Here is a 19,766-nt window from a genome sequence, read left to right on the forward strand (position 1 = left end):
TACACCATCTATTATTCCATATATACATTGTAAATGATTTTATTGTCTATTGCTAGATAAACAAGTATATATTTTCCATTGAAAATCCACATATTTCTAACAATGATATTATAAATAAAAAAAATTCGACTATTAAGTCGAACTTTCCATAACATTCTTTATTATTTTCTCTATACTTTTATATAACATTTCATCATCAACAGAAGTTCTTTTTCTGTAATTCGCAGTTTTTCCACCTGCTCTTCTTGCTTTAGCTGACAAATGTCTTTCAAAAAGCAGTCTATCAATATTTTCATTCGTATATAACATTCCATTAGGATTTATAGGGATTCCTCCCTTACCTAATATTAATGAAGCTAAACCATAATCTTGTGTAATTACAAGATCTCCTCTTACACATTTGTTTGCTATATACATATCAACACTCTGATATCCTTTATCCAGAACAACTACTTCACCATAGCTCAATGTTATATTATGGTTTATATCACAATATAAGAAGAGGGGAATATTATATTCCCCTGCTAACTTTTCTATTATACTTCTACCTGGACAACCATCTGCATCCACTAATATACGCATAATTATTTCAATCTGTTTTCTAGTTCAGTTTTAAGATCTTCGAAACCTGGTTTTCCTAAAAGTGCAAACATATTTTTCTTATATGCTTCAACACCAGGTTGATCAAATGGATTGATTCCTAATAAATATCCGCTTATTCCGCAAGCTTTTTCAAAGAAGTAAATAAGTTGTCCGAAATAATAAGCATTTAATTCTGGAACATTAACAACTAGATTTGGTACTCCTCCATCATTATGAGCTAGTACTGTTCCTTGGAATGCTTTTTTATTTACAAAGTCCATTGTATTTCCAGCAAGGAAGTTTAATCCATCAACATTTTCTGCTGATTCTTCTATAGTAACTTCTTTCTTAGCCTTTTCAACATTTATAACTGTTTCAAAAATGTTTCTTAAACCATCTTGAATATATTGTCCCATTGAGTGTAAATCAGTTGAGAAGTTAACTGAAGCTGGGAATATACCTTTACCATCTTTTCCTTCAGATTCTCCGTATAATTGTTTCCACCATTCACCAAAGTATTGTAAAGCTGGCTCATAGTTAACTAATATTTCAGTAGTTTTTCCTTTATTATATAAAGCATTTCTTGCAACTGCGTATTTGTAACAATCATTTTCTAATAAATTATCGTTGCTGTATGCTACTCTTGCATCATTAGCACCTTCCATTAATTCATCAATAGAAATTCCACTAGCAGCTATTGGTAGTAATCCTACTGCAGTTAATACTGAATATCTTCCTCCAACATCATCAGGAATTACAAATGTTTCATAACCTTCTGCATCAGCTAAGGATTTTAATGCTCCTCTTTTAGCATCAGTTGTAGCAAAAATTCTTGATTTTGCTTCTTCTTTTCCATATTTCTTTTCCATATAGTCTTTAAATATTCTAAACGCTATAGCTGGTTCAGTAGTAGTTCCTGATTTTGATATAACATTAACACTAACATCTAAACCTTCTATTACTTCTAAAAGTTCTGCTAAATAAGTTGAACTTATACTATTTCCAACATAGAATACTGCTGGAGCTTTTCTCACATCTTTCTTTAGCACATTAAAAAAGCTGTGGTTTAAAGCTTCAATTGTAGCTCTAGCTCCTAAGTATGAACCACCTATTCCTATAACTATTAACACATCTGAATCAGATTTTATTTTTTCTGCAGCCTTCTTAATTCTGCTAAACTCTTCCTTGTCATAATTTTCAGGTAGATCAACCCATCCTAAAAAATCATTTCCTGCACCTGTCTTATTATGTATGTCGCTATGTGCAGCTTTAACAGCACTACTTAAATACCCTATTTCTTTTTCTCCTAAAAATGATGCTGCTTTTGTAAGATCAAAACTTAATCCCTTCTTCATTTCTTACCTCCGAAACATATTATATTTTCATTCCACTCTAAATTATAGCACATAATTAACCAGTTATGTATAACACAGTGGCATATTTTGTTTTTGTTTATTAAACAACTTTCTATTTCTCTATTTTTATTTTACTCTAGTTTTACAATATTATTTTCATGAATTATTTCAAGAAAGCTTAATTTATCACTTCTTTAGTCATATTTAAATCAACTTTAAGTATATGGTTTTGAATCCAATCAATAACAAAATTAATTAAATCTAATAGTGATTTTTCTTGATCTTTATCAATTTTGCTAAAATCAATTCCGTTAATATCTTTCATTAAATCATCATGTTCAACTTTATGTGATAAAAACTTTTTATAATTATTTTTAATCATAAAAGCCTCTTCTTCACCGAAATGATATTCAGTATAATCTTTAAGTTCATTAATAATTTCCACTATTCTATCGAACTTGTCCACAATAAAATCATTTTTATAAACATCATACGCCATTCCTGCTATTTCGAACAATCTCTTATGTTGCTCATCAATAAAATCCACACCAGTATAGTATTCATCCTTCCAATTAAACATTAAAAAACCCCCTCTTTTTCCCTATTGAGGAAATTATACACCAAAGATATTTAATGTTCAATAATTTACATATTTCAGCAAATATTTTAACAAATTCTTAATTTAAAAATTCCTTCATTTATTATAGCTTATAAAAGCTAAGTTGTTATTTTCTAGCAACTTAGCTTAATTTCAATTTAAAGCAATTTATATTCTTGTTTTAAGTCTAATATTATCTATTGACTCAAAATCATTTCTTCTCATACTATCCTTTATGTCTTCAATATTTTTTCTTAGCTTTAGAACATAGTAATAAACGAAATTTCTTTTTTGAAAAAAGCTCCACTCAGATATAAATTGTTGACTTAATGCCATCTCTCTATATACTGAATCTATTTCTTCAAAACTAAGTTTATCTGGCGAATCAGTTTTATAAAATTCTCTTCTTTTATCCAGCTGTATATCATTAAATAAATATGGATATTCAGTCTTAATATTATCATCTATTTTTGGTATTACATTAGCAATAACTATTGAGCTCTCGTCACATAAGTTAAACATTTTAGGAAACAAAGAAAAATGTTCACAGTAATCTCCATATGTTGACATAGGATTATCTATAACGATTAAGCTATATTTATTTCTACATCTTTCAATTTCTTTGTATGAATCTACAATTTTTACAGTAGCAAAAGGAAAGTTTCTTTTTAGAGGTCCCTGACAACTAGAATCCATTTCCCATACCTCTAAAGAATTTACCTTATATCCATAATCTATAGTATGCCACTCACCATTTTTTCCAAAAACCTCTAAGGCATTTAACTCTTTGAGGTTTATATCATTATCTTGTAGTTTAGTAATAACTCCTTCCATTGGCCTTGATTTCATAAATGTATATACTCTATGTTTTATATGAGGAGGCATTTTATACCACACATTTTTTATAGGTTCTTTTACGCTTAGCATATATGTATCACTCTTTCTTAAAATTTATAATATAATTTTTTCCAGTAATACATAAATTTATTCACCAAATATTTGGTATCTCGTTAAGCTTTACTCTCTGTAACAAATATCTCACAGTCTCCAATTACTATAAGATTATACCCCTTCTCCGGAAGTGGTAAAACCACTTTGTCTTTGATTCAAATATACATTCTTATGGCAAGATGATTAAATTGTGTTATTTAAAACATAATAGAATCATTTTATAATCAGAATAACCTATCTTTACATTTGATAGATGCTTCCCTTATTAATACTACCATCGGGGTGCCATTTCTTTCATACGAAGCATATTATAAAACAGTATGTATCAAAGGAGTGTACTTTTATGATATCCAATCTACGGAACTATTTTTTTGGAACCGACACTCTGATAAACACCCACTGTGGCCTTACAAACAGGGTGTATTTAAATAATGCAGCGACTCCTTTAGTGGCTAAGCCAGCCATTCAAGAGTTATACGAAACCCTTCCTATTTATTCATATGGCAATGAACCCAACGATTTATCAGCTAAGCTTACATCAAAATATAACGAAGTCAGAGATATAGTAATGAACTTTATTGGTGCCGATTCCTCTCTAGATACTGTAATCTACACCGCCAACACAACCTCAGCCATTAACATTCTCAGCCAGGTTTATTATGAGCACGACCCAGATAAAGTCATCTTGGCGACAAAGATGGAGCATATGGCCAACTATCTGCCCTTCAGAGAAAAGATGAAGACTCTGCTTGTGGGTCTTACACCGGAGGGGAACGTTGATATGAACGACTATGCCGCCAAGCTGGAACAGTACAGTGGTCAGATTAAGTTGGTAACTGTAATTGGGGCGTCTAACATAACGGGGATAATTCCCCCATTTCATGATATGGCTAAAATAGCTCATAGTCACGGAGCTAAAATACTTGTTGACGCAGTACAGCTTGTACAGCACAAAGCCTTTACCATGAAGCCTCACACTGATGCCTCCCACATTGATTTTGTGTCCTTTGATGGCCATAAGTTTTATACAGGGCAATCCGGTGGAGTTCTGGTAGGAGACAAAGCATTTTTAGATCAATATAAACCACTGATGTACGGAGCCGGTATTACTGAGTTTGTAAGTAGTTCAAAAATCATATATAAGGATTCTCCAGAAAGGTATGAGGCAGGATACCCAGACTTCCTTGGCGTCATCTCTTTTGGAGCTGCAATCCGTTTTCTACAGAATATTGGTATGAAGAATGTTGAAGAATGGGAACGAGGACTATACCAATACCTTATTAGACGCTTAAGCCAAATCCCGAACCTGATTCTGTATGGAGATGTATATAACAATACACGAACCCCGTTTGCATCATTCAATATTAGGGACATGTCATACCATACCCTTGCACACTTGCTTGGATATGTATATGGCATTGATATAGCATCAGGGACAAATGGGTCTAATCTATATGTACAAAATCTACTTGGGCTTACGGATGAACAGGCATTATCTTTATACCGAAGCGGTGAAGAGTATGGTATTGTACGAGCTTCAATCGGACTGTTTAACAACTATGACGATATCGACCGTCTGGCTGATGCATTGTTCTGCATATCATCACAGCAGCTCTGATTTCAATATTTAATATACGCAACTCATAAAATTAATAATCTGAGTAAAGTAGTATATACTTTCAAAAGCTCAAATTTGATTCTTAACATAAAAAAACAGCAAACTCTTATTTTATAAGAGTTTGCTGACCTTCTTTAATTTATTCCCACTCAATAGTTGCTGGTGGTTTAGAAGTTACATCATAAACAATTCTGTTTACTCCTTTAACTTCATTAACTATTCTTCTTGATACTTTATCTAATACTTCATATGGTATATGTGCCCAATTTGAAGTCATTCCATCAGAAGAGGTTACTGCTCTTAATGCTATTGTATGACAATATGTTCTTTCATCTCCCATTACTCCAACAGACTGGATATTAGGTAGGCAAGCAAAGTATTGCCATATTTCACTTTCAAGGCCAGCTAACGCTACTTCTTCTCTAAATATAGCATCTGCCTCTCTTGTTATCTTAAGTTTTTCCTCAGTTACTTCTCCAAGTACTCTTATTGCAAGTCCTGGTCCTGGGAATGGCTGTCTCCAAACTAAATGATGTGGTATTCCTAGTTCTTCTCCTACAGCTCTAACTTCATCTTTAAATAGTTCTCTTAATGGTTCAATTAAACTAAATTCAATATCCTCAGGAAGTCCACCTACATTATGGTGACTTTTAATTACAGCTGATGTTCCAGTTCCGCTCTCTACAACGTCTGGATAGATAGTACCTTGTACTAGGTATTCTATTTCACCTAGTTTATTAGCTTCTTCTTCAAAAACTCTTATGAATTCTTCTCCTATTATCTTTCTCTTTGTTTCAGGATCAGATACTCCTTTTAGTTTTCCTAAGAATCTATCTTGAGCATTTACTCTTATAAGATTCATATCGAAACCATCTCTAAATATTTGTTCAACTTGATCGCCTTCATCTTTTCTTAAAAGACCATGATCTACAAATACACAGGTTAATTGCTTTCCAACAGCTTTATGTACTAAAACTGCTGCAACTGAAGAATCTACTCCACCTGAAAGAGCACATAATAATTTCTTATCTCCAACTTTTTCTCTGATTTCTTTGATTTTCTCTTCTGCAAAAGATGCCATTGACCATGACTTTGATAAATTACATACTTCATATAAGAAGTTTTCCAATAACTTTTTACCGAAAGGTGTATGTTCAACTTCTGGATGGAATTGCACTCCATATAAAGCTCTTTCTTCGTTTTCCATAGCTGCTACTGGACATACTTCTGTATGAGCAGTTACTCTAAATCCAGCTGGAGCTTTTGCTACATAATCTGTATGGCTCATCCAACATGTTTCTTTATCATCTATTCCTTTAAATAGTTTTGAAGTTGTATCTAGATTAATTAATGTTTTTCCATATTCTCTTACTGGAGCAGTTGCAACTTCTCCACCTAATATATGAGCCATTAATTGATCTCCATAACATATTCCAAGCACTGGAACACCTAATGAAAATATTCCTTCTTCTACCTTAGGAGTATCATCTCCGTAAACTGAATTCGGCCCACCTGTAAAGATAATTCCTTTTGGATCTCTTTCTTTTATAGTTTCTACTGATATTGTATAAGGAATAATTTCACAGTATACACCACATTCCCTAACTCTTCTTGCTATTAACTGATTATATTGACCACCAAAATCAACTATTAAAACTAAATCTCTGTTCATCATTTCCTCCTAAAGTTTACTGATTCACACTATAATTTGGGGCTTCTTTTGTTATATTAACATCATGCGGATGACTTTCTCTTAATCCTGCTGATGTTTGAACTACAAACGTTGCATTTTCATATAAATCTTTAAAGGTCTTAGCACCTAAATACCCCATTCCAGATCTTATTCCACCAATTAATTGATAAATAGTTTCAGAAACATATCCCTTATATGCTACTCTTCCTTCAACACCTTCTGGTACCAACTTCTTATTTCCTTCTTGGAAATATCTATCTTTTGAACCCTTTTGCATTGCTGCAAGTGATCCCATACCTCTATATACTTTATAATTTCTTCCTTGATATATTTCCATTTCACCCGGAGCTTCTTCACAACCTGCAAATAAAGATCCCATCATTGCAACTGATGCTCCTGCAGCTAATGCTTTCACTATATCTCCAGAGTATTTAAGACCTCCATCAGCAATAATTGGAACCCCATATTTATGACCTTCTTCTGCACAATCCATTACTGCGGTAAATTGTGGTACGCCTACTCCAGCTACAACTCTTGTAGTACAGATTGATCCTGGTCCTATACCTACTTTAACACAGTCTGCTCCAGCTTCTATTAAATCTCTAGTAGCTTCAGGTGTAGCTACATTTCCTGCTATTACTTGAAGATCTGGATATATCTTTTTAATTTGCTTTACTGCTTCTAATACGCCTTTAGAATGTCCGTGAGCTGTATCTATTGTAATTACATCTACGCTAGCCTTAACTAATGCTTCAACTCTTTCTAACATATCACCTGTTACACCTACAGCTGCTCCACATAATAGTCTTCCCTTTGAATCTTTTGCTGCATTTGGGAACTCTTTAGCTTTCTCTATGTCTTTTATTGTAATTAATCCTTTTAAGTATCCTGCTTCATCTATTAAAGGAAGTTTTTCAATTTTATGTTTTTTAAGAATTTCTTTGGCTTCTTCTAATGTAGTTCCTTCTGAAGCAGTTACTAAATTTTCTCTAGTCATAACTTCATCTATTTTTCTATCAAAGTCAGTTTCGAAAACTACATCTCTATTTGTTATGATTCCTATTAGTTTACCATCTTCTGATACTATAGGAACACCTGATATTCTATATTGAGCCATTAAATCTAACGCTGCTTGAACAGAATGATTTGCTGACAAGTATATTGGATCTGTAATTACTCCATTTTCTTGTCTCTTAACTCTATCTACCTCTTTAGCTTGTTCCTCTATTGACATATTCTTGTGTATTATTCCTATACCGCCTTCTCTAGCCATAGCAATTGCCATTTTAGATTCAGTAACGGTGTCCATACCAGCACTCATTAATGGTAAGTTAAGTTTGATTTTTTTTGTTAAATTAGTAGATAGACTTACGTCCTTAGGTAAAACCTCTGATTTATTTGGTACTAAAAGCATATCGTCAAAAGTATAAGCTGTTTTTAATATTCTTGCCATAACAAACCTCCTAAAATTATAATTTTCCCTTGCAACAATGATTTAATTCCTGCAATTCATAATATAAAATTACAGTTTTTCCTTCATTTTTAGGTATAAAAAAAACACATTAACTCAGATGAAGTTAATATGTTAATAGATTTCCAAATAGCATCTACATATTAATTCACCCATAGTCGGAAATTTACGGTTTCCGGTAGAAACTCCTGGCCATATCCCAAGTATATACGAGCTAACTGTTTTCAAGTTATAAACATTATAGAATATACTTTTATGCTTGTCAACAATGAATGAATTGTTTCATTTCTAATGACTTACTGCATTTTTTTATTCTTTACATGAAAATAGAGCCGACTAAATCGGCCCTATTTTTTTAAAATAAATCTGGCAAATCCCCACAATTTATATTTACCGGTACATTACCAACTCCCGTAGTAGAAACAATGTTTGTATAGGTATCATCACTTCCAAATTTAACACTATATACTATAATATAATGTTTATAACCAACATCAGTTAAATTTATTTTATAGGATGATCCTTTATTTAGGTTGTCTAACTTAGTTATCTTACCGCTTATTGTAACCTCTTCTAGTGTACCTTGATCTGTAACTTTATAAATTTTGAAATCACTTTCATTTGTTGCATCAATTGACATTAATTTTGAGTCCAGCTTTAATACTAGACTAGGATTATTCTCATAAGTTTTTATATCTATTCCAAAGTTAGCATAAGTTTCTTTAGTTAAGCTCGGAGAACTTGTTCCAATTGTTCCATTATTATATAATCCATGTGCTAAAGTGGAATTTATCTTTGTATAATTAAAGTTTAAAACTCTAGCATTATTATCATAATTAACGTCTGCTACTTTGCTTGTTGAATCTAAAGTAAATCCCTCTACTTCATCTATAGAAATTTTATAGTTGCCTGTCTTTATACTATTAAATGAATATCTTCCAGCACCATTAGTAAGTCTTGTACTTGAGATAATATTATCTGAACTATCTTTTAAGGTTACAACAATAGGTTTCCCAACAGAAGTAACATTCGTTACAGGGTCTATAACACTTACTGCTCCAGATACTGTACCTAACTTTACATCAAAGGTTAATGGACATGGAACTGTAACATTAGTGGTATTTCCCTCAACTGTTAAATCATAACTAAGCTCACCATCGACATTTAGAGTGCCATCAGACAAGAAATCCACACTCAAGTTTTTACTCTGCGTTCCTCCTTGAGGTTCAGGGCTACAACTGATATCATTAAAAGTAAAATCGCTTTGGTCTAACTTCACATTTGAAGTATCATAATTAGAGAATTTTAGTTTTATGTTTGATATCTCTCCGTCAGAATCACCTTTTACACCTACAAGATTTATCTGTACATTTCCACTATCACCTTTTAAATATCCATCCTCTTTTTCATAAGTTAGTTTTACAGTAGGTGCTTTTGTAACTTTAAACTGAACATTTTGTACTGAGTTATCATATCCTAGTTGATAACTTTTAGTGGCCTCACCTACTATTACATATCCACTTGGAGGAGTCAATGTAAATGAATACCCACCAGATGTCACTTTCTTACTATCATCTCCAAAAGTCATTATATTTCCATTATAATTAATAGGACTAGATATTATATTTCCTGGAGATGTTACTGCGATACTTCCCCCACTAATCATTTGATTATTCTGATTAACAACTGAAACATTTATATGACCGGTTCTTGCTGCTATTGGAATTGAATAATCTCCTGTTTTATTACTCCCATTATAATTGTAACTTAAATTACATGGAATGTTTGCATTTCCATCAGCATTAAGAGTAACATTAATAGGTCCGTTTTGTGATTGGGTGTTTGGCTGAGGGCTAAACATTACATCATCATATGAAATGCTATTCTTATCCAAAGTATATTTACTGTCATTTGCTTGTACTCCAACTTTAATATCAGTTATTTGAGAATTGACCCCTCCTGCATTTGCATTTGCAATTAAATTCACAGAAACTTTATCTCCTACTAATCCCCTAATTACTTCTGGATTATTAGTTAATGAAATTGTAGCATCATTTACTAAATTAACTGTCCTTGTTTCTTCGTAATAAGCACCTAACGGATCAACTGTTCTTATTACGATTGTCATTTTTCCGCCCATCTGGGTAAAATCATAATTATCTTTAGGTAGAGAAACAGGAATTGGTGATCCTTGAGCTCTATTGGGATATGAAATAGGAGAACCTACTGCATTTCCACTTGCATTTTTTACTGTTATAGTTGTTGTAAGTTTATCATTATCCATATCTGATGGAGTAACACTAAAATTAATTTCGTCTTGATTTTTAGAAAAAGCTTGATCATTATCTAAGTTTGTTACCTCAAGCGTAGGTGCATGATTTGCTCCTCTGGAGGCCTTAACCATTGTATTTACAAAGAGTTCCTTTTCTAACGTTGTGAACCCTCCACTATGCCCTGTACCTGAGTATGTCAAATTACCTTTTGAATAGGTGTAATAATAATTTCTTGCATCATATTGATTATATCCATTTCCATTAGGCTTTAACGTATACCATGGCACCACATCTTTATCTTCGAGATTTAATTGATACCACTGATAATGAGTATCTGCAACTGAAATATCTGATAATACAAACGGATATTGAGTGATTAACCCATCATTCATTTTATATACTTGGTTAGATGCTCCACTATATGAGCCTGCATTAGCATTGCTATCAAACATTTTTAGAATACCGTCTGTATACCCATAGGTAATTTTGTTTGAATTACTTGAAATATCATGTGGTATTGTTCTGTTTTCATACGCTCCTGTAGCTACATTATATTGGGGATAAACATCTAACTCACTTGAATTATTTAAGGTATCTTTATATCTGGCTTGTCCTAAAACATCCCTAAATGCTTGAGTTGTATTTTTAGAGCTTTTATCAGATGAATCTATTAAGCTATAAGGTAAACTTCTGTAAGTTAAGGTATCATGAGTAAACATTACACTCTGTCCAGTATTTATAAAACTCTTAAGTTCACTTATGGCATTTGAAGATAAATCAGCATATCCATAACTATCAGCAAAACCCAAAATAATCATATCATATCTTCCATTCAACCTTAATGAATTTCCAGCTGTAGAATTAAAGTCAGTTGAAGAAATTGATGTAATTGTTAATGAATAGTCTTGAATTTGTGTTAATAAACTTTTGATTTGATTATCACTTTCTAAGGATAATATATTTTTATTACTACCATCTACTTGACTCATTGGATAGACTTGTAGAACTCTAACATTAACCTTACTACCATCATAAGTATTATAATTTGCACTTCCCAATTGATATACTTTAACATGATTTTGAGTTTCTATTTCAATCTTCCAAGTTAAAAGCCCAACAAAACTATTTTGCAAAGTATATCCTATATTGCCCGATATTTGCCCATTTTCAGGAGTCACTGGCATTTGCTTAACTAACTCTTTATCCTTAAACAATCCATCCCCATTTAAATCTAAATATAAGTTTACATTTAAAGGACTATTATCTTCTGAAACAATATTATAGTTAAAATTCATATTTCTATTATTGTTTGCTGGACTATTATTTACTGTTAATATAGGTCTGTATTTAGGCTTTGAACTAGTGTTAGTATATTTACTAACAATATTACTAACTGTTATAGAGCTATTGCTTGTCTTTATCAAATTACTTCTTGAAATGCTATTAAAATTACTATTAAGTTTGGTCTTATTATTTGAAAAAACTTCATTAGCTATATATACTAGTTGATTGGAATTAATTAATTCTAATATTTCACTAGCTCTTTTATTTGTAATATCATTTTCACTATAGTATTCTACGTAAGTTTGTCCATTTTTTTTCAAAATACTATCATTTGCAACTCCATAATTATTTCCAGATAAATTTCTAACTTCTTTCCCAAAAGGAATGTATCCTGGCTTAGAAGTAAACGGTGCTGTATATGAAAAGTTATCTCCTGTCGACCCTGAATAGCTTCCAACAACAACTACATCATACTTACCATTTATTTGATCAACTTTAGATATATACTCTGCCATTGTCATATGCATAACTATTATTTTCTTGCCACCTACTTGATTTTTAAATCTTTCTTCCCCACTAGTCGCACCTTTTGAATTTTCTGTTAAACGAAATTTATCACCTGGTTCTATTTCTAAAATAGAAATTGTATCCCTATTAACAACAGCTCTAGTTGCCTTGGGTTTAATAATAAAACCAGTAGCTAAAATAGCAACTATAAATATCAATGATATAATTATAGATACCTTTTTAATGCTCATTTTGCTCATTAGTTTCACCCCCTTAAAATTTACATATTAACTCCAAGCTTTTTTCAAGCTCTATTCTCTCTACCTACATAGTAGTTGCTCCCTTGTTTCTAAATATTATATTAGTTGATGTCTTATATGCATAGGTCTCATTTGCAAAATCTTTAGATAAGTTTATTGTAATTTTAACACCCTTTGTTTGTGAGAAACTTCTTCCGTCCAAAGTTTCTACATTTAAAGATTCAACATCCTTTCCTATTACCTCTCCATTTTTAGTTAGATTGCTTCCACTTAATAAATAAGTGACACTTTCTGCCGTAAGAAATCCTATCTCCACTCTTGATATATCGCAGCTATTTCTCGTTAAAACATCTACACTATCAGAATTTATTATATCTCTAATGGATTCTGCCTCCATTAAATCCTTGGTTATCTTTTCAGTTATATCTTGTGCTTCTTCTTGTAAATCCGAATTTACTCCTGTTGCATTAATAGTTCTGGTATTCGATAGGAAAAAGGAAAAAACAACACCTAAAACTACTGCTGATAAAGCTAAAACTAAAAGCAATTCTATAATTGTAAATCCCTTTTTTCTTTTTTTCAAAAACCTCACCTCTATTATCTTATTATTGTCCACTCATTTGTCTTTATCAAGTCATTTGTATTAATTTCATTACTATTATTAAGTTCAATACTTCCTATTTGGGTTTTTCCTGAATCTGAAGTATTAAAAATACTCTCTAGATTGTATTTATTTACGAGTTCTTTAACTAAATTTCCATCATAATTAATTGAAATATTATTTACCTCATCCGCTCCTGCTAAGGTTGATATGTCTCTTGTAGTAATAATTGTACCTGTAAAATTAAGGTCCTTATTATCAAATACAATATCGGAATCTGTGATGATTATGCCCTTTTTTCCATTTATGTTAATTACATTACTATATCCAGTCCTAGGTGCACTACTATCACTTAACAATATAGGATTCGCTTTATTATGATAAACACCTACTATTGTATCTCCATCTTGCCTAAATATATCTCCTGAAATATTAATAAGATTAGTAACATCCTTTTCAACTGTACTAGCATTATATTTTTGTAATAAGGCTGTAGATGCATCAGCCGAATTTGTATTAAAATTCCCCATCTCATACACTTGGTTTGCAAATTCTTTTCTTTTATTCATTAAGGTATTATTCTTAGTCACATCAGCATCTTCTGGTTCTATTGCATTATCCCCATTTATATAGGCCCCACTAATTAGAAAATTATCTGTCGGATTTCCTTTTAATTCAATTACTCCGTTATGAGGAAGCCCATTCCTACTTGTTGAATCAAGGAAATATCGTGTTTTACGCTCCATAGAAGTCATCCTACTTCCATTAACTGAATCAACTAACTGCAGTGGATTAAAATAATCAAATAAATACTTATTTCCATCATTAATAGGAGATGTGTATGCAGAATAGTTACCTTTTATAGCTATAGATTCCCCTGTTTGATATTTTTCACCAGCTCCATTTGTTGCATTTATATATGCTGATCCTAAGATAAAAACATCTTTATCTATTGTGATTCCTGATTGCCCATCATTCATATAATTATTTATAATAATACAGCTAGAGTTTTTAGCCTTACTTAAATCTCCAGTATTATCTGTTATATCATTTATTGCATATAAATTATTTAAATGAACTTGAGTCCTAAATGCATTATATGTAAAGTCATTGTTTACAAGCATATCTGTTTTTACATTCAATGTATTTCTTGAAATCTCAGAATCTCCTAGTTTTATCTTTCCTAAGTTAACATTTCTAGCATATAAATTTCCGCCAGTAACATTTACTGTACTATTTTGTTTTATGTTAAGAGTGTTTGATGTTACTACATTTCCATTTAGATTAACATTTATTTCATTTCTATTTAATTCTGTTCCTGAGGCACTTCGTTCACTTTTATCAAAATTTAAGTTTATTCCTCCATCATATTTACCATAAACAAGGTCAGATGGATTATCTGAAGCATCTCCTTTTACAAAAATATCTCCATTAATTCTTAAATTACTTAGTACATACATACTTCCATCTGCTGCAATAGTCTTTTGAAGTAAGGGATTATTAGTAAAATTTTTATTTTCTAAATCTGGAACAGTTATAGTGTAATTAGCTTGAATTTTTCTTTTTATTGTTCTCCCATTACCCTCTGGGCTATTAAAGGTAGATATTAGACTAATATGAAGTCCACTATCTCCGAAAGTATTATAGTTTGCAAGTTCTATGTTAGCGCCATTACTTAAAGTCACATTACTAAACGAAATATTATTTTCATTATCTAATCCAAGATATTGGTAGGTATAATTTTCTCCATCATTAGTGATACATTGTCTTAAGTTTTCAGTAATTATATTTTTGAATACTGATTTAAATATGTTTTTTTCTTTTGCCTCAATACTATCTAAATCCAGTGTACCATCATTACTTATATAATAGAAAGTATTTGCAGCATTATTAGTTCCTGATTCATCCTTTAAAAATACTTTGTAATCAAAACCATTAGTATTCTTTCTTTCATTTACAATAGTATTTATTGCCTGAGAATATGAAGAAGCCCCTTGTCTTTTTACTAGATCTATCTGTTCATTAATTTTGGTTGCCTCGTTAACTGCTTCATAATTTGATTTCTTTACTGCAGTTTGAACTGCCACCTCAATAATTTTTTTTGCTTCATCTAAGCCAGATTCTGATGAATATAAACTTTCTAAATTTTTTGTTTGTACATTTCTTAATCTATAACTAGAGAGAGTTAGTGAAATTATTGCAGTACCAACAGTAAATAAAATAGCGAAAATAGCAACTACTGTTATAAGCGTTGAACCTTTCTTTTTCATATACTCCCTCCTTACTCTCCAAGATTTCTATATCCTTCTACGTGCGCAATTTTCTTATCTTGTCCACTTTGATTATTGTGCACATATGTAGTTAAATCTAATTTTACTGAATTATTTATTGCATCATAGCTTGCATTATCTTCATAATTAAAAAATTGATTTACTCTACCTAGACTGTTTACAATTGTATAATTAGCCGTTATATCTTTCTTTTTATTAATGTAAATATTTAAATTTTCACTGCTATTATTTTCTACAACTATTCTTAGATTATCATTTGTATTAGTAAAGCTTTTCCCAAATGTTATTGCTATATCTGGATTTTGTTTACTTAAATCATAAGCTACTCCATTGATTATCATTTCTAAATTGGTTTCATTTTCATCATTAACTACGACTTTAAGTTCATCACTAATACTCACTTCAGGATGGTTATTATACGCTATTAATGTTGAATCATTAACCTGGATATTATTATTAAATACAATATCATTTACTACATTGTGAGTCCTTTCACTAAGGGTTAAATCTATTAAATATTTGTAGTTTGTTTGTGTCGCTGGACTACCATCTTCATCATAATAAAGTTTAAGTTCGTTTGTTCCAATCTCTCTAGAGGGGAAATTTGCCCGTATATTATTATATAAATCCTCTATATTTGGCTCATCTATAATTTTAATTTGTTCCAATACTTTTTGTGCTACATTTGTTCCCTGTTGCTTCTCTTTTCCCATTCTGTTAATGCTTACAGAGGTTAAGACCATTGAACTTAAAGGCACTATTAATATACCTAAAATAGCTATGCTTATTAATACTTCTATTAGCGTCATTCCTTTTTTTACTTTCTTAATCTTCATAAGGCATTCACCTCTATTTACTATTGGTAATATTAACTGTCTTACCTTCACTAGTGACCTTCACTCTTGGTCTTGAAGAATCATCCCCTATAATATTTACACTAACTTCCTTATCTGTACTATTTATTACCTTAAGGTTAACTCCTGACTTATCATTATCATCTAATCTTATATTTGAGATTATATCAATTAATATATTGCTTCCATTAGGATTAAACTGAACTCCTGTTCCTGAATATCCTTTAGGATAACTTTCTCTACTTGTCTTGTACTTATAGTAATATTTGCCGTCCTTTTGTGAAAGTGTAATTTCTACATCCTCTGGTGAATTACTGTCTGCATAAATGCCAGTCTCCATTTTTTTATCGCTTGCATATCTTAACCCCACAGTTGCTAAGTCTGATTTACTTGCTCTTGCAGTCATAATAAAGTCATAGTTATTACTTTTTGTTACAGAGGTACTTGTCACCCCTATATCAAAAGGATTGGATTTACCATAATTATTATTAAGCGTCCAATTAAAATAATCCTCATCCTGTTTGTCTACTTTTGGTACACTATAGTAATTTAGCACTAAAGAACCATTTACTTGAGTAGTCCCCCCTGACATAACAACTAGATTAGATAACACTATTTTTTTAGAATTTTGCTCAATATTACTAATTAATTTCATTAAGTTATCATAAGTTCCTGTATAATTTAATGTCACTTTTATTTGCTCAACATTTAATGAAGTATCTTTACTTGGATTATTTGTATCATTTTTTTCACTAGTATTTGAAGTAGAGTCTCCATTATATTGTTTTATAAATGGTTCAAAAGAATTTTCAGGTAACTTTTGAGTCTTACTTGCACTTAATTCAATTCCTTTTACAGAAATATCACTAAAAGATATACTGCCATTAACATTAGACTTCTTTAAAAGATCATCTAACTCTACAATTATCTTTTCTTGAATTATTGTTGGATATAATTTCTCAGATTTATCATATATCTTTGATTTTAATACCTTTAAATCTTCCTTTTTCTTATCTAAGGAATTAACTGTATCCATCACAGTATTGTATTTCATTTCAGTTTCAGCCTTTGTATTCTTTAATTTATTTACAATTGCCCTTTGATTTACAAAAACTAATTCATAATATCCTACAATTATTAACGCAGTTAGTAATATTCCAAGTAAAAACTTTTCCCTACTACTTATCTTCATTATTTATCCACATCCTTTAATGTGCATTTTAACTCGAATTTATAATTACCATTATCAACATCACTAATATTTATAATCTGTGCATCAGATACAATATCTAACGCTTTCATATTATGTTGAAACTCACCAATAGCTTGTCTATTCTTAGCTGAACCTTGTAAATCAATTGCATTCTCATCTATGGTTATACTTGCAAAACTTACTTCCTTTGGCAATGTTGAATTTATATTATGAATTGTTTCAGAAGAAATTCTATCTTTTTTCGAAATAGTTGCATTTATGATATCAATTGATGCATTATATTTATTTAATACACTACTTTTATTATTTATGTCTTCAGCTTCTTTATATTTCTGTTGAACATCAGCTGCATTTATACTTGAATTGTATTTCTTAATATCTTTATTTAATAAGAAAATGCTAACAGAATTCCATATAAGAGTTCCAAAAATAACTACTATCAAAACTAAACCTAATGTATAGATATATATTTTTTTATCCTTAGCTTGCTTTTGTTTCCCTTGATAAGGGGCAAAAAAGTTAAAATCCTTCATTATACGCTCCCCCTATATCCTTATAAGTGCGCCTATTGCATTTAAATATTTCTCTATTGACTCACTATAATTTATACTATCAATGCTTTGAACCTTTTCTGTAGAAATACCTATTTTATTTGTTATATATTCTTCAATTCCTTTTATGCTTGAAGAACCTCCGTAAAGAAAAATTTTATCTATTGTATTTCCAATTTTCCTATTTCTATAGAATTGAATTATTCTCTGCAATTCTGATATCCACTCATCTACAACATCTTTTATTATGCTGTTAACTTCACTCTCTTCCATATTAGTTAAACTTCCAGTTGTAATCTTAGTTTTCTCTGCTTCACTAATTGGAAGTCTTAATGTTTTGCTAATTGCTACATCAATATTACTTCCACCAGATTTTATTATTCTTGAAAAATCAAGATTTCCATCCCTATATATGTTAACACCAAGACTATTAGCCCCTAAATCAATAAATGCTAATGTGTCTTTGGAATTATATTCGCTATCATTTATTTTTCTACTATTATTTAGTAGCTTGTTTAATGAATTATAAGATATATCTAAAGCCACAGGCTTTAACCCAACATTAGTAAGAGTTTTATAATAAGTACTTGCCATTCTATCTGGATATGTTATAACTAATGTTCTAAGTCCTTTTTTGCCTTCAATTTCTGCTTTTTCAATAACTTTGCTTTGAATTATATAATCATTCATATTAAGAGGCAGGTATTGTTGTATTTCATACTTTACAACGGTATCAATTTCATCCTCCTGAACTTCAGGTATAACTATTTCCCTGTTTATTATTGAGGTTGAATTATTTGTGCATATTGCATCCTTAATTTTTATATTCTCATTTGATAACTTTTGCATAATAAAATATTCTAATGCAGGTAGATTCACAATGTTTCCATCTTGAATTGAATCTTCTGGTGTATCCGCTGTAATAAGTTTTTCTATAGTAAATTTTCCTTTATAGAATTTTCCTACTGCTATTTTTATTTTTTCACTACCTAAATCAAAAGAAAGAAATGTCTTATTAACTTCTTTTCTTTTCTTCTGGGATTTTTGATTTATCTTACTTTTTAAACCACTTAGATCCGTATTCATTAATTTCTTTATTGTATCTAAATTTATGGATTTCAACTTATTAGCTGCCAAAATATCACCTCATAAATTCCTTATTGTTTGTATAAGTAAAGTGTAAAGTTAATAAATTAACTTTACACTTTCTATTAGATGTTAATTAGAATGTAGCACTAGATGTTCTTACACCATCACTATTTGTCTTTACTTCAACAGTTGTACTAGTTATTTGTACAGTAAACTTATTACCAGAAACTGTAGTATCTGCAGGTGTTTTGACATCTGCAAGAACTCCCTTAAGTGCAGTTATATCAGTACTATCTATAGTTCCTCCAGCTTCAGCTGTAACGTCCGCTGCAGTTGTTAATGTAACGGTACCAGTATGAGTTAGTGTTCCATCTACAACTAAAGTCTGTACTGCTTTTTTAATTGCTTCACAACTTTGCTTATCAGCTTTAATTCTTGAATTTTGTCTTATCGCATTAAATCCTGGAATTGCAATAGCTGCAAGTATTGCCATAATAGCTAAAACTATAATAAGTTCGATTAAGGTAAAACCTTTCTTTTTTCTTTTTGTTGTAATTGCTTTTGTCATTTTTATT

15 protein-coding genes and 1 riboswitch are annotated in these 19,766 nt (G+C 30.8%); of the genes, 1 reads left to right on the forward strand and 14 read right to left on the reverse strand.

Translation table 11 applies throughout. From position 1 onward, the window contains the following. Positions 1 to 132: 132 nt before the first annotated feature. From JK634_RS16300 to JK634_RS16315, 4 genes are all read right to left on the reverse strand, one after another. On the reverse strand, positions 133 to 582 hold the full coding sequence (locus JK634_RS16300) for a YaiI/YqxD family protein (RefSeq protein WP_202768788.1): 450 nt from the start codon (positions 580 to 582) through the stop codon (positions 133 to 135). 2 nt (positions 583 to 584) lie between these two features. Then, positions 585 to 1,937, reverse strand: coding sequence for a glucose-6-phosphate isomerase (locus JK634_RS16305; protein ID WP_202768789.1), 1,353 nt, complete (start codon positions 1,935 to 1,937; stop codon positions 585 to 587). Positions 1,938 to 2,115: 178 nt separating this feature from the next. Then, positions 2,116 to 2,517 (reverse strand): bacteriohemerythrin, encoded by a 402-nt coding sequence (locus tag JK634_RS16310; protein ID WP_202768790.1) that lies wholly within the window; start codon positions 2,515 to 2,517, stop codon positions 2,116 to 2,118. Between the two features lie 186 nt (positions 2,518 to 2,703). Then, the gene (locus JK634_RS16315) at positions 2,704 to 3,462 is read right to left on the reverse strand and encodes a hypothetical protein (RefSeq protein WP_202768791.1); all 759 of its coding nucleotides are present in this window, start codon (positions 3,460 to 3,462) and stop codon (positions 2,704 to 2,706) included. 367 nt (positions 3,463 to 3,829) lie between these two features. On the opposite strand from JK634_RS16315, the gene JK634_RS16320 reads away from it, so the two are divergent. Next, the gene (locus JK634_RS16320) at positions 3,830 to 5,104 is read left to right on the forward strand and encodes an aminotransferase class V-fold PLP-dependent enzyme (protein ID WP_202768792.1); all 1,275 of its coding nucleotides are present in this window, start codon (positions 3,830 to 3,832) and stop codon (positions 5,102 to 5,104) included. Positions 5,105 to 5,243: 139 nt separating this feature from the next. Here the strand turns inward: JK634_RS16320 and guaA are convergent, their stop codons facing one another. The 10 genes from guaA to JK634_RS20575 all read right to left on the reverse strand — a co-directional run bounded on the left by guaA (position 5,244) and on the right by JK634_RS20575 (position 19,759). Continuing rightward, positions 5,244 to 6,776 carry a glutamine-hydrolyzing GMP synthase gene (gene guaA, locus JK634_RS16325; protein ID WP_202768793.1) on the reverse strand — a complete coding sequence of 511 codons (1,533 nt, stop codon included), beginning with the start codon at positions 6,774 to 6,776 and terminating at the stop codon, positions 5,244 to 5,246. A 16-nt stretch (positions 6,777 to 6,792) separates the two neighbouring features. Further along, positions 6,793 to 8,250 carry an IMP dehydrogenase gene (gene guaB, locus JK634_RS16330; protein ID WP_202768794.1) on the reverse strand — a complete coding sequence of 486 codons (1,458 nt, stop codon included), beginning with the start codon at positions 8,248 to 8,250 and terminating at the stop codon, positions 6,793 to 6,795. Positions 8,251 to 8,403: 153 nt separating this feature from the next. Then, a riboswitch (purine riboswitch) is annotated at positions 8,404 to 8,501 on the reverse strand. A 122-nt stretch (positions 8,502 to 8,623) separates the two neighbouring features. After that, positions 8,624 to 12,592, reverse strand: a complete 3,969-nt coding sequence (locus JK634_RS16335; protein ID WP_202768795.1) for an SdrD B-like domain-containing protein — start codon at positions 12,590 to 12,592, stop codon at positions 8,624 to 8,626. A 64-nt stretch (positions 12,593 to 12,656) separates the two neighbouring features. Next, a complete protein-coding gene (locus JK634_RS16340) occupies positions 12,657 to 13,175 on the reverse strand; it encodes a prepilin-type N-terminal cleavage/methylation domain-containing protein (protein ID WP_202768796.1) in 519 nt (172 codons plus the stop codon). Positions 13,176 to 13,189: 14 nt separating this feature from the next. Continuing rightward, positions 13,190 to 15,463, reverse strand: a complete 2,274-nt coding sequence (locus JK634_RS16345; protein ID WP_202768797.1) for a hypothetical protein — start codon at positions 15,461 to 15,463, stop codon at positions 13,190 to 13,192. A gap of 11 nt (positions 15,464 to 15,474) precedes the next feature. Next, the gene (locus JK634_RS16350; RefSeq protein WP_202768798.1) at positions 15,475 to 16,320 is read right to left on the reverse strand and encodes a type IV pilus modification PilV family protein; all 846 of its coding nucleotides are present in this window, start codon (positions 16,318 to 16,320) and stop codon (positions 15,475 to 15,477) included. A gap of 13 nt (positions 16,321 to 16,333) precedes the next feature. Further along, on the reverse strand, positions 16,334 to 17,530 hold the full coding sequence (locus JK634_RS16355; RefSeq protein ID WP_202768799.1) for a hypothetical protein: 1,197 nt from the start codon (positions 17,528 to 17,530) through the stop codon (positions 16,334 to 16,336). Next, entirely contained in the window at positions 17,530 to 18,084 is a 555-nt protein-coding gene (locus tag JK634_RS16360) for a PilN domain-containing protein (protein ID WP_202768800.1), read from the reverse strand. Before JK634_RS16360 ends, JK634_RS16355 begins: the two co-directional genes overlap by 1 nt. A gap of 12 nt (positions 18,085 to 18,096) precedes the next feature. Next, complete coding sequence (pilM, locus tag JK634_RS16365; protein ID WP_202768801.1) at positions 18,097 to 19,239, reverse strand: type IV pilus assembly protein PilM; 1,143 nt, start codon at positions 19,237 to 19,239, stop codon at positions 18,097 to 18,099. Between the two features lie 85 nt (positions 19,240 to 19,324). Beyond that, the gene (locus tag JK634_RS20575) at positions 19,325 to 19,759 is read right to left on the reverse strand and encodes a type II secretion system protein (RefSeq protein ID WP_202768802.1); all 435 of its coding nucleotides are present in this window, start codon (positions 19,757 to 19,759) and stop codon (positions 19,325 to 19,327) included. Positions 19,760 to 19,766 lie beyond the last annotated feature (7 nt).

The sequence above is a fragment of the Clostridium paridis genome, assembly GCF_016765615.1.
Classification (GTDB): domain Bacteria; phylum Bacillota; class Clostridia; order Clostridiales; family Clostridiaceae; genus Clostridium_T; species Clostridium_T paridis.